The following is an 11,681-nucleotide window of genomic DNA, read 5'->3' as shown; positions in this document are numbered from 1 at the left end:
GAGTTGATCAACACCACGCATTGTCGTCGCGTCCGGCTTTGCGTAACAACGTCTTGAGTTGTCGCTGTTCGGAGGGCGTCAACCGGTCGAGTACCCGCTGATCGGCGGTGTGCACGGCCTCCTCGGCACGGGTGAGCAACGCCCGGCCGGACGCTGTGAGTTCGGTGGGCAGTGCTTTACCTGCCGCCGCGGTATCGGGTCGGTGAACAGCGCCCGCGGCTTCCAGTCGGTGCAGTAACTGATTGGTCGCCTGCGCGCTGACATTGGTGAAGCGGGCCAGTTCGGCGCTGGTGAGCCCGGGATTCAGCGAGATGATCCGGAGGCACACGAACTCCGCCAGTCCGAGTCCGATCGGGGCGAGAACTGCGGCGACCTCCGGGCGCAGTGTCGCGGCCACTCGGTGCAGCAGATATCCCAGCGGCTCCCCGTCCGAGGCAGTCATAGCTGGCATCTTCACATGCGCCGACCCCGCCGGCCATCCGGATCGACCGCGCCGTTTCGCCCACAGCTCAACCAGTTCTCAGCCAGATCTCATTGAATTGGCCCCGACTCGAGCGTATCAAGGAACTTGATACACCTGTTGGACCGCACTCCTGCGGTCCGGCTTAAACCTGGAAAAGGATGTGTGACATGGGTTTTGGAGGATTTGGTGGCGGCTGGGGTCCGGCGGGATTCGGCGGCGGCTGCGGCCATGAAGGACAGGGCGGTTTCGGTCCGGGAGCGTTCGGCGCGGGCGGCTTCGGCCGAGGTTTCGGCGGCGGTGGGTTCGGTAAGGGTTTCGGCCCGGGTTTCGCGCTCAAGCGTGCGGCGATCGGCACCGCGGCTCTGCTGCTCGACGGGCCGGCCACGGCCGAGCAGATCGTCGAGCGCACCACCGAGGCCACCGGCGGCGCCTTGACCCCGCCGCTGGACATCGTCGAACTGGCCATCTCAGGACTGGCCGGCCGCGGTGTGGTCACCGTCTCCGACGGGGTCGCCACTCTGACCGAATTCGGCACCCAGCTGCTGGCCTGGCGTGGTGTCACCAGCGAGACCGCGCACGCGCTGTTGGGCAAGGTGGGAAAGTTCGCCGACGTCATCAAGATCCGTGCCGGCCTGCACGAGGTGGCGGGCCTGGCCCGCACCATCGCGTTCACGGGGACCGACGAGCAGAAGGCCAAGCTCGGTGAGGTTCGGACGAACCTGCTCGCGGCGATCACCGAGGCGAAGAAGGCTCTGCACGGGGCGCTGGCCGAAAGCTGAAATCCCCGTCGAGACTACGGTTTGTGACGCAATTTCGGTTGCCCGCATCAGAAACCGTAGTCTCGGCGGAGGTCGGTTCAGCGCAGCACTGAGCCCGGGTTGAGGATGCCGAGCGGGTCGAGGGCATCCTTGATGCGTCGGGTCAGCTCGATCACGTCATCGCCGAGTTGCAGTGGCAGCCAATCCCTTTTGAGTCGGCCGATACCGTGCTCGCCGGTGATGGTGCCGCCCATGGCGATGGCCAGTTCCATCACCCGGGCGAACGCCTGACGGGCGCGCTCGCTCATATCCGGATCGTCGGCGTCGAACACCACCACCGGGTGGGTGTTGCCGTCGCCGGCATGAGCGACGACGCAGATCAGCACGTCGCAATCCTCGGCGATGTGTTTGATACCGGCCACCAACGCGGGTAGGTCGGGTACCGGCACGGTCACGTCCTCGAGATAGAACGTGCCCAGCTGCATCAGTGCCAGGCCCACCAGCCGCCGGGCCGCCGTCAAGGCAGCACCTTCCTCGGCATCGTCGGTCGCGTAAACCTCAGTGGCCCCGGACTTCTCGCAGGCCTCGACGATGTGGGCGATCTCCTCGGCCGCCGCGCCCGGTGCATCGGACTGGACCAGTAGCAGTGCCTGCGCCGAACGGTCCAGGCCCATGCGGCGGTAGTCCTCGACTGCATTGATGGTGGCGTGATCCATCAGCTCCAACATGGCGGGCCGAACTTTGGCCGTGATCGCCACGACGGCGTCGGCGGCGTCCTCCACCGAGGCGAACACCGCGACCACCGTCGACGCCGGAGGCTGTGCCGGGATCAGCCGCAGGGTGAGTTCGGTGATCACCCCGAGAATTCCCTCGGAGCCGACGAACAACTTGGTCAGTGACAGTCCGGCGACGTCCTTCAACCGTGGGCCGCCCAACCGGACGGCGGTGCCGTCGGCCAGCACCACCTGCATGCCCAGTACGTAATCACTGGTGACCCCGTACTTCACGCAGCACAGTCCACCGGCATTGGTCGCCGCGTTCCCGCCGATCGAAGAGATCTCGACAGAGCCGGGGTCCGGCGGGTACCAGAGGCCGTACTCGGCGGCGGCCTTCTTCACCTCGGAGTTCAGCAGGCCGGGTTGCACCACCGCGGTGCGGTTCGCGGTGTCGATGTGGATCTGCCGCATCCGTTCGGTGCTGAGGATGATGCCGCCGTCGACGCCGTTGGCGCCGCCGGCGAGCCCGGAACCCGCGCCTCGGGCCACCACGGCGACACGGTGCGAACTGGCCCACCGCAGCACGGCCTGCACGTCCTCGGTGCTGGTGGCCCGCACCACGGCTCGCGGCACCCCAGCCTCGGGATCGAGAGCGGCGTCGCGGCGATATCCCTCGATCACGGCCGGGTCGGTGAGTACCGCGCCGTCGGGTAGGTCGGCGGCCAGCGTGGCGATCTCGGTGTCCGGTGCGGACATTTTCAGGAGCTTACCGACCGGCAGCGGAGCTCGCGGTGAGCTGAGCCCGGGCTCGCGCCCAGGTCAGGAATTCCGCGACGGCATCGGCGGTGTAGTGCCCGCGGGGTGAGCCGAAGATGTCGAAGGCGTGCTGTGCATGCGGGATCTCGGCGTAGACCACGGGCGAATTCGACACCCGGCGCAGGGCGGCGACGAAATCGCGGCCTTCCACCACCGGGATGAGTGAGTCGTTGGTCCCGTGCAGCACGAAGAACGGCGGTGCGTCCGGGTGTACCAGAGTGATCGGTGAGGCGTCCCGGTACACCTGATCATTGGTGGCGAGCGGCAACTTCACGATCAGCCGCTCCAGGATCTCCATGAACTCCTGACGTCCGGGACCCGTGGTGCTGAACCAGTCGTAGCGACCGTAGACGGGTACCGCCGCCGCCACCGAGGTGTCCGCGTCCTCGAAACCGGGCTGCCACTTGGGATCGTTGGGCGTCAACGCGGCCAAGGCGGTCAGATGCCCGCCCGCCGAACCGCCGGTGATACACACCGCGTCCGGGTCACCGCCGTACTCGGCGATGTTCTCCTTCACCCAGGCCAACGCGCGCTTCACGTCGATGATGTGGTTGGGCCACGGGTGGCGCGGGCTGATCCGGTAACCGATCGACACACAGATCCAGCCCTGCTCGGCCAGGTGGCTCATCAGCGGATACGACTGCGGCCTGCGCATCCCGATCATCCATGCCCCGCCCGGGACCTGCAGCAGCACCGGTGCTTTGCCGTCGCGCGGCAGGTCCGGGCGCATCCAGATGTCGGCCAGATTGGCCCGGTGCGGGCCGTAGTGGACGGTCTTGCGGGCGTAGCGGCGCCGGCTCATCGCGGTGGAGTACACCTCACCCCGACGCAGGGGCCGCACTGTCGTGGGGTATTCGTCGGCCAGGGCTTCGTGCACCGGATTTTCGAAGTAGGGCCGCGATTGCACACCGCGCCGGTGCACCAGCACCAGCAGGCCCCAGGAAATGGCCTTGAGCAGCAACGAGATTCGGCCACCCGCGGAGCGGTAGTCGCCGCGGATGGTGCGGCGCAGCGCATCGAGGGCCGACACGGTGATCACCAGCGGGGCATTCTCCGAGGTCGGCCAGCCGAACGCGAAGGACTGGACCGTGGTGTAGCCCCTACGTCCGAGCGGTTTCACCGCATTGGCGGCGTTGAGCAACTCGGCGGCGGCAAGGAGTAGCCGCCTTCTTGGTCCAGGTTGGCGGTCAGCCACTCACGATCTCCTGCAGTTGACGGCGGTCGATCTTGCCGGTGCTGTTGCGCGGCAACTCGGCCAGCACGGTGATCTCCCGCGGCACTTTGTAATTGGCGAGGTTCTCCCGAACATACGCCTTCAGGTCGTCGGGCGTGGCAGCGCCCGAGACCCTCACGAACGCCACCAGGCGTTGGCCGTACTGCTCGTCGTCGACACCGATGACCGCGGCCTCGGCGACATCGGCATGGCCGGCCAGCACTTTCTCGACCTCGATCGGATAGACGTTCTCGCCGCCGGAGACGATCATCTCGTCGTCGCGCCCCACCACGAACAGCCGGCCTGCCTCGTCGAGGTAACCGACATCACCCGAAGACATGAAGCCCTCGTGGAAGTTTTTGTTGCTGCCGGAGGTGTAGCCGTCGAACTGCGTGGAGTTGCGGACGTAAATGGTGCCCACCTCGCCGGCGGGAACCTGTCGGAACTCCGCGTCGAGGATGCGGATCTCGGTACCTTCGGCCGGTTTACCCGCGGTGTCAGGTGCGGCGCGCAGATCGGCAGGCGTCGCGGTGGCGATCATGCCTGCCTCGGTGGCGTTGTAGTTGTTGTAGATGATGTCGCCGAACCGGTCCATGAAGGCGGTGACGACGTCCGGACGCATGCGCGAGCCGGACGCTGCGGCGAACCGCAGCGTGCGCCCGTCGTAGCGATTCAGGACGTTCTCGGGCAGGTCCATAATCCGGTCGAACATCACCGGCACCACGCACAGGCCCTTCGCCCGATGCCGGTCGACGAGCTCGAGGGTGGCCTCGGGATCGAACTTGCGCCGCGTCACGATGGTGCAGGCCATCGACGCCGCGAAGGCCAGCTGGGAGAAGCCCCAGGCGTGAAACATCGGCGCGACGATCACGACCCGCTCTTCGGTGTGCCAGGGGGTCCGGTCGAGGATCGCCTTGAGCACCTCGGGACCGCCACCGGAATGCTTGGCGCCCTTGGGAGTTCCGGTGGTGCCCGAGGTCAGCAAGATCACCTTGCTTTTCTCGGTGGCACGGCGCGGCTCGGCGCCGCGGTGCTGCTCGACCAGTTTCGCGACGGTGAGGTCGTGGGCGTGGGTGTCGGTCCACGCCACGATCCGCGCGGCCTCGGGCCGGTCGGAGAGGGCCAAGGCGGCGGTGTCGGTGAACTCCTCGTCGTAGATGACCGCGTCGACGGATTCGCGGTTGACCACCTCGGCCATGGCCGGCGCGGCGAACGACGTGTTGAGCAGCAGCACGTCGGCGCCGATGCGATTGGCCGCGATCAGTGACAGCACGAAGCCGCGGTGATTGCGGGCCATGATGCCGAGCACTTTGGGTTCACCGCCCGGCAGCGCCTGCAGGCCGGCGGCCAGGGCATCGGCCTGCTGATCGACCTGCTGCCAGGTCAGCGTGCCGAGTTCGTCGACCAGGCCCGGCCGGTTCGGACACCGCTGTGCCGAGGCCGCGAAACCCGAAGTGACACTCATGTTCTCGCGGGCCATGGCCGACGCGATGCGCAGGTACTTGTCCGGGCGCATCACGGTGATGATTCCGGCCCTGCGCATGGTGGCCACCAGGCCTGCGACGTCGGACACTCGGTCCACCGGTCCAGTCAGCAGATCAAGCGGATTCACCGGCGCTCAGCCGATCACCGGGAAGCGGCGCTCTTCGGCCAGCTCGTCCAGCGCGCGCTGCATGACCCGGCGGACGTGCGCGTCGACCTCGTCGATGTCGGGGTTCTCGCCGAATTCGGCCTCGATGTCGATCGGCGGCAACGTCTTCATCACGATCTTGGACGGCAGCGGCACATTGAGCGGCAACACCGCCGACAGGCCGAACGGGAAGCCGAACGACACCGGCACGATCTTGGTGCGGGCCATCCGCGCGATCGGGCCGAGTGCCTTGGCGATCTCGGTGCCGCGGGACAGGAACAGTTGGGTCTCCTGGCCACCGATGCCGACCATGGGCACGATCGGGACGCCGGAGTTGATCGCCGCCTTGATGTAACCGGTACGCCCGGCGAAATCGATCTTGTTCGCCGACAGGGTCGGTCGGTACACGTCGTAGTCACCGCCGGGGAACACCACGACCACGCCACCCGAGCGCAGCGCCTCGTCGGCGTTCTCGTGGTTGGCCCGGATGAAGCCGGTCTTCTTGAAGAAGGCCGCGGTCGGGCCGGTCATCAGCATGTCGTGGCTGAGGGTGTAGACCGGGCGCTCGTAACCGAACTTCTCGTAGAAGCCCGTCGCGAACACCGGCACGTCCAGGGCGAACAGGCCACCGGAATGGTTCGACACCACCAGGGCGCCCCCGTTGGGGAAGCTGTCCAGCCCGCGCACCTCGGCACGGTGGTAGCCCTTGATCAGCGGCCGCAGCAAGCCCATGACCTTCTCGGTCAGGCTCGGATCCCACTTGGTGATTTCGGACGGGTCGATGTCGGTCACGGCCACAGGGTCCCCCTATGTGGATTGGAACGTGTTCTAGTTTTGCTAGTGTACCCAGGTCGAGGGCGAAAAACCCATTCGCTTCGCAGGGTCGTTCACCTACTGCCGAGTAGCCGCGGTCAATCCTCTCAAAACCACAGGTCCGCGGTGTCGCTATGAGTCCAGCTCACTGATCTCCTCGCCGACGTTGCGCCGGGCCTGGGCTTCCCAGCGTTGCCGGCCCGCCTCGGTGTGGAAGATCGGTCCGTCGAGCAACGCCGCGAGCACGCGCGCCCGCGCCGGTCGGAACACGTCGTCGGGCACCGATGCGTACTCCTCGCGGACCGCGTCGGCGTACTGCCGGTAGCGCAGTGCCGGCGCTGCGAGTACCGACAGGTCTGCGTCACTCAGCACCGCCGCGTTGACGTCCTCCGGCTCGACCTTGTGCGACTTGGTGGCCAGGACGAGTCGGGCGACTTCGCCGCTGTCGGGCGATTCGGCCAACAGTTGGCGGGCCAACGCCGCGGAGCGGTCTTCGTTGTCGTCGCGACCGATCTCGTAGATCGCATCGTGAAACCACGCCGCGAGTTCGACCGCTTCCCGGTCGAACTGCAGTCCGTCCTCGGCAAGGACGCCGATCGCGTCGAGCACTTCCCGTAAGTGCGCGACGTTGTGGTGCTTCCGGTGCGATTCGGACCAGCGGGCCAGCAGGTCTTCCCGCAGTCGCTCGGTGAGATGTGCAGCCATAGGGCCAGTGTCCTCCGAGGTTGACCACAACCACCGTTGAGGCACCATGGCGATCATGGGATCAGACCTCACTGCGTACCTCGACCGGATCGGCCTTGCGGGTCCGGTGTCAGCCGATGTGGACACGCTGCGCAACGTCGTCGCCGCGCATGGTCGCTCGATCCCCTTCGAGAACCTCGACCCCCTGCTGGGCATCCCGGTCGCAGACCTCAGTGCAGAGGCGTTGGCGGACAAGCTGATCACCCGGCGCCGCGGTGGCTACTGCTACGAGCACAACGGTCTGCTCGGCCACGTCCTGGACGAGCTGGGATACGGCGTCGACCGGTTGGCCGGGCGGGTGGTCTGGATGAAGGAGCCCGACGCGCCGTTGCCCGCGCTCACCCACAACGTGCTCGCCGTGACGGTGCCGGGAGAGGCCGGACGCTTCCTGGTCGACGTCGGTTTCGGCGGGCAGACATTGTCGTCCCCTATCCGTTTGCAGACCGCCGCGGTGCAACAGACCCGCCACGAGCCCTACCGGTTGATGGAATTGCCCACCCAGGGCGCACCGGTATACGAACTGGCCGCACAGGTCCGCGGGCAGTGGCAGCCGCTGTACCGATTCACCGCCGTGCCGCAACCACGCATCGACCTCGAAGTCGGAAGCTGGTACGTGTCAACGCATCCCGGCGGAATCTTCGTCGTCGGGCTGACCGCGGCCCTGGTCACCGACGATGCCAGGATCAACCTGCGCGGCCGGAACCTGGCCATCCACCACCACGACGGGACCGAGAAGATCCGCTTCGACACCGCCGAGCAGGTGCTCGATGCGCTCACCGGGCGGTTCGGGATCAACCTGTCCGATCTCGACGGCGTCGACGTCGAGGCCCGGGTGGCACAGGTGCTGGACAGCTGAGGGCCGCGCGAGCGCAGCAGGAAATGTCATGTCCCGCGGACGGGCAGCCGACCATACTCGGTGACCGTGGAGGAACAACCGAACGGGCGTGACCGGTTGCGGGAACTGCTCGACGCCGTCGTCGACGACGCGAACTCGGGCGTCGGTGACATGGCGCGCAGCAGTTACGCGTCGGAGTTTCACTTCTCCCGGGAGGTCCGCAGACTCACCGGAGAACCGCCCGCGGCGTTGCGCCGTCGAGTCATGCTCGAGCGTGCGGCGTGGCGTTTGCAGCAGGGGGCCGGAGTGGCCGAGGTGGCCGAGTCCGAGGGCTGGTCTTCGGCCGAGGTGTTCTCCAGGGCGTTCCGTCGCGCGTTCGGGGTGCCGCCGTCACGTGCCGGCGCTGTGGGATTTCGGCTCACCGCGCCCAACGGCGTGCACTTCCATCCGCCGCAGGCCTTGTGGTGTGACGCCGACCCGAGTGAGGCCACCGGTCCGGACATCGCGCAGTTCATGCTCGTGCACGACGTCGCCGACACCGAGAACCTGATCGGTGCCGCCCGCAGGCTCTCCGAAGAGCAATGGGGGCAGGAGATCTCACCGGGGCAGGTAGTGCTCGACTGGGACGGACCCGAAGGAAGTGTCGCCGCGGTGCTCGGCGCGATCGTGTGGACCAAGGAGGTCTGGCTGGCCACCATCGAAGGCCGGGACTTCCCCGCCCGGACCGCGACCAGCCAGGCGACTGCCGAGCAGCTAGAGGCGCATCACGCCGACATCGGAAAGCGCTGGACCACAATGATCTCCGAATACTCGGCGGCGGGACGGCTGGGGGACACCGTCATCGACGCACTGTGCGATCCGCCGGAATCCTTTCAGCTGTACGGGATCATCGCGCACGTGCTGACGTACTCCGCGCACCGGCGTGCCCTCGTTCGCGGCATGCTGGCCCGGCACGGTGTCGCTGTCGACCGGGGTGACCCACTCGAATGGATGAGAAAGGACTGACCGTTGAAGACCGTGTACTACACCGCGTCGAGCCTGGACGGTTTCATCGTCGACAACGAGGACAGTCTGGATTGGCTGATCTCACGGAACATCGACCAGCAGGGCCCGTTCGGCTATGACGAGTTCATCAAAACCATTGGCGCCCTTGCGATGGGATCATCGACCTACGAATGGATCGTGAAGAACCAACCCGATGAGTGGGCGTATGAGCAGCCGACGTGGGTGCTGACCCAACGACCCGAGATCGTGGCTGCTGAGCATCCGGTGCAGGTGTTCTCTGGTGACGTTGCCGAGCTGCACACCGAGCTGGTGTCGGCTGCGGCGGGCAAGGACGTCTGGGTGGTCGGGGGAGGGCAGGTCGCTGCCCAGTTCGTCACCGCTGGACTGATCGACGAGATGATCGTCAGCTACGCACCCTGTTCGCTGGGTGCGGGGTCACCGGTACTGCCGGTCCGGTCCGAGTGGGCATTGGCCGAGAGTGCGCTCAACGGCGATTTCGTCTGCGCCCGCTGGGTCAGGGCGCAGACTGCCGGCTGAGCCGTGGGACGCCGTTACGGAGGACGAATTCCTTTGACTTGATCAGGAATTCGAGTTGGCGGGCGACATCGTGCAGGGGCTCGACCGATCTCGACGATCGGCACAGCACCACGGCGCCCTCCAGCGCTGCGATGCACATGACCGCCAGCGAGGACGCGTCGGATGCGTCGAAGCCGTCGGCGGCGAAGTGGGCGGTCAGGGCGGTGCGCCAGCGGTCGAAGACCGCGCCCGCCGCCGCGGTGAGTTCCGGTTCCTCGTCCGGGTCGGCGATCGCCACCGCGACCACCGGGCAGCCCGCGGTGAAATCGCTTCCGGTGAGCACTCGCTCCCAGAATTCGACGAACCGGTGCACCAGATCCCACGCGTTTTCCGACGTTTCGGCGCCGACGACATCACCGATCGTGTCCGCGGCGAACTGCAGCGCCTCCATCAGGATCTGGCGGCGACCGCCGGGGAAATGGTGGTAGACGGAACCGCGAGGTGCGCCACTACGGGCCAGGACCTCGTCGATCGTGACGCCGGCAGCGCCTCGCTCACGTAGTACCTCGACCGCGCTGCCGAGCATGCGGGCGCGGGTGGAGCCGCGTTTGTTCCGCGGCTTCGTGGCGGAGTCAGGCGACTCGGTCATGCAAGAACTGCGAGGAACAGCGAAGCAGCATTCGCGGGGTGATGGTGCGCACCGGAGTATGTGGTGTGCGGACCCGACGGGTGAACCGGTGACCGGCGAGGTTGAGTTCAACGACCCACATCGCGCACCGCCCTTCTATGTCATCCACCATAGAAATGATGGAATCCTCGCATGATGTCGAGTATCTAACGAACATGCTTGTGGATAAGAGACTAGCAGGTGAACGGCTTCTGAACAGGTTCTGCTCCGCTTCGGTGGACCTCAGCCGAATTATGATTTCTTGCATAATTCTGCGAACAGGCGTTGACTGCCCCCATGACGACGGACCCGGCCCTCGACACTCTGACGTTGCATCGGGACGGCCACGTCCTGCTGATCGGACTCAACCGTCCGGAGAAACGCAACGCATTCAACGTCGCGATGCTGACCGATCTCGCGCTTGCCTACGGACTGCTCGAATCCGACGACGACCTGCGCGTCGGGGTGCTGTTCGCGCACGGTGACCACTTCACCGCGGGCCTCGATCTCGTCGACGTCGCCCCCTACGTGGCCAGTGGCGATCTGCCCATGCCCGAGGGTGGACGCGACCCGTGGCGCCTCGACGGCGAGTGGACCAAGCCCGTCGTCGCCGCGGCCCAGGGTCGATGCCTGACCCTCGGCATCGAACTGCTCCTGGCCGCCGATGTCCGTGTCGCGGCGCAGGACACCCGGTTCGCGCAGATCGAGGTGTTGCGCGGCATCTACCCGTTCGGCGGTGCCACCTTGCGGCTGCCGCGCCAGACGGGCTGGGGCAATGCCATGCGATGGCTGCTGACCGGCGACGAGTTCGACGCCGCCGAGGCGTACCGCATCGGGCTGATCCAGGAAGTCGCGCCGGACGCAGACGTGGCCCTGACCCGAGCCTGCGCGATCGCACACACGATTGCCGATCGCGCCGCGCCGCTCGGAGTCCGGGCCACCCTCGCCTCGGCGCACACCACCCGCCGCGACGGGGATGATGCCGCGATTGCGCGACTGCGGCCTGTGGTCGCTGAACTGTTCGCCACCGCCGACGCGGCCGAAGGCGTGCAGTCCTTCATCGAACGTCGGGCCGCGAACTTCCAGGGCCGCTGAGGGTTCGGCGCGAACAGCTAGCCGGCGGACTCCAGCGCGACCAGGGCCGCGGCCACGGCGTAGAACTTGTTGGACCCGAGCTGGCGCACGGTCTTGATGTTGAACGCGGCAGCGAGATGCTCGGCATCGGCGTCGGTGACCCCGGCCAGGGCCGCCGGAGAGGCGTCCAGGATCTCCTTGAGCGACTTGTCCTCGTAGGCCTTGTCGAGCGACTTGGCCAGATCAACGGAAACTGCCACGGTGCCTCCTCGTTGTTGGGCTGCCCACCGTAGTTGCCCAACCTGAACCTTGGCTGTCCATTTCCTGGCCGAGCAGACGTAAAACTGCCCCAAAACCGGTGTTTGAAGTGCTCCCCGGAAGTTGGACTGAGAAATTCAGTTTGTTCTTCTGGGGAGTACTTTTTTGCATCC

The 11,681-nt window shown here is 66.6% G+C and carries 14 protein-coding genes; 5 read left to right on the top strand and 9 right to left on the bottom strand.

The annotated features are described in order from the left end of the window. Positions 1 to 7 precede the first annotated feature (7 nt). Entirely contained in the window at positions 8 to 442 is a 435-nt protein-coding gene (locus AC4ELH_RS11090) for a MarR family winged helix-turn-helix transcriptional regulator (protein ID WP_082941657.1), read from the bottom strand. Positions 443 to 630: 188 nt separating this feature from the next. Here AC4ELH_RS11090 and AC4ELH_RS11085 point away from each other — a divergent pair, with 188 nt between their 5' ends. Beyond that, positions 631 to 1,242 (top strand): hypothetical protein, encoded by a 612-nt coding sequence (locus AC4ELH_RS11085; RefSeq protein ID WP_498884482.1) that lies wholly within the window; start codon positions 631 to 633, stop codon positions 1,240 to 1,242. 77 nt (positions 1,243 to 1,319) lie between these two features. Here AC4ELH_RS11085 and AC4ELH_RS11080 read toward each other — a convergent pair whose 3' ends face one another. From AC4ELH_RS11080 to AC4ELH_RS11060, 5 genes are all read right to left on the bottom strand, one after another. After that, positions 1,320 to 2,693 (bottom strand): FAD-binding oxidoreductase, encoded by a 1,374-nt coding sequence (locus AC4ELH_RS11080; protein ID WP_064957859.1) that lies wholly within the window; start codon positions 2,691 to 2,693, stop codon positions 1,320 to 1,322. Between the two features lie 10 nt (positions 2,694 to 2,703). Then, complete coding sequence (locus AC4ELH_RS11075) at positions 2,704 to 3,948, bottom strand: alpha/beta hydrolase (RefSeq protein WP_498884480.1); 1,245 nt, start codon at positions 3,946 to 3,948, stop codon at positions 2,704 to 2,706. Further along, positions 3,941 to 5,548 (bottom strand): acyl-CoA ligase FadD12, encoded by a 1,608-nt coding sequence (gene fadD12 / locus AC4ELH_RS11070; RefSeq protein WP_498885019.1) that lies wholly within the window; start codon positions 5,546 to 5,548, stop codon positions 3,941 to 3,943. The genes AC4ELH_RS11075 and fadD12 overlap by 8 nt, the downstream gene beginning before the upstream one ends. A 36-nt stretch (positions 5,549 to 5,584) precedes the next feature. Next, positions 5,585 to 6,394 (bottom strand): 1-acyl-sn-glycerol-3-phosphate acyltransferase, encoded by an 810-nt coding sequence (locus AC4ELH_RS11065; protein WP_498884478.1) that lies wholly within the window; start codon positions 6,392 to 6,394, stop codon positions 5,585 to 5,587. Positions 6,395 to 6,541: 147 nt separating this feature from the next. Next, positions 6,542 to 7,114, bottom strand: a complete 573-nt coding sequence (locus AC4ELH_RS11060) for an HD domain-containing protein (RefSeq protein WP_064882083.1) — start codon at positions 7,112 to 7,114, stop codon at positions 6,542 to 6,544. A 55-nt stretch (positions 7,115 to 7,169) separates the two neighbouring features. Here AC4ELH_RS11060 and AC4ELH_RS11055 point away from each other — a divergent pair, with 55 nt between their 5' ends. The 3 genes from AC4ELH_RS11055 to AC4ELH_RS11045 are packed head-to-tail and all read left to right on the top strand — an operon-like array spanning position 7,170 to position 9,530. Further along, on the top strand, positions 7,170 to 8,009 hold the full coding sequence (locus AC4ELH_RS11055; RefSeq protein ID WP_064957917.1) for an arylamine N-acetyltransferase family protein: 840 nt from the start codon (positions 7,170 to 7,172) through the stop codon (positions 8,007 to 8,009). A gap of 60 nt (positions 8,010 to 8,069) precedes the next feature. Continuing rightward, positions 8,070 to 8,993: a helix-turn-helix domain-containing protein gene (locus AC4ELH_RS11050; protein ID WP_448448152.1), complete on the top strand. Its 924-nt coding sequence runs from the start codon at positions 8,070 to 8,072 to the stop codon at positions 8,991 to 8,993. Positions 8,994 to 8,996: 3 nt separating this feature from the next. Continuing rightward, positions 8,997 to 9,530: a dihydrofolate reductase family protein gene (locus AC4ELH_RS11045; protein WP_448448154.1), complete on the top strand. Its 534-nt coding sequence runs from the start codon at positions 8,997 to 8,999 to the stop codon at positions 9,528 to 9,530. Here AC4ELH_RS11045 and AC4ELH_RS11040 read toward each other — a convergent pair. Further along, complete coding sequence (locus AC4ELH_RS11040) at positions 9,508 to 10,158, bottom strand: TetR/AcrR family transcriptional regulator (protein WP_448448156.1); 651 nt, start codon at positions 10,156 to 10,158, stop codon at positions 9,508 to 9,510. The genes AC4ELH_RS11045 and AC4ELH_RS11040 overlap by 23 nt on opposite strands. 315 nt (positions 10,159 to 10,473) lie before the next feature. Here AC4ELH_RS11040 and AC4ELH_RS11035 point away from each other — a divergent pair, with 315 nt between their 5' ends. Then, entirely contained in the window at positions 10,474 to 11,271 is a 798-nt protein-coding gene (locus tag AC4ELH_RS11035) for a crotonase/enoyl-CoA hydratase family protein (protein ID WP_498884474.1), read from the top strand. Between the two features lie 17 nt (positions 11,272 to 11,288). Here the strand turns inward: AC4ELH_RS11035 and AC4ELH_RS11030 are convergent, their stop codons facing one another. Both AC4ELH_RS11030 and AC4ELH_RS11025 read right to left on the bottom strand, forming a co-directional pair. Further along, the gene (locus tag AC4ELH_RS11030) at positions 11,289 to 11,510 is read right to left on the bottom strand and encodes a hypothetical protein (protein WP_064957865.1); all 222 of its coding nucleotides are present in this window, start codon (positions 11,508 to 11,510) and stop codon (positions 11,289 to 11,291) included. Next, positions 11,494 to 11,681 (bottom strand): hypothetical protein (locus AC4ELH_RS11025; RefSeq protein WP_498884472.1); only part of this gene is annotated, 188 nt, incomplete at its 5' end. The genes AC4ELH_RS11030 and AC4ELH_RS11025, both read right to left, overlap by 17 nt.

The sequence above is a fragment of the Mycobacterium shunyiense genome (assembly GCF_058270075.1).
Note: the sequence above shows the minus strand (reverse complement) of the source record. Positions and strands in the feature narration are given on the sequence as shown.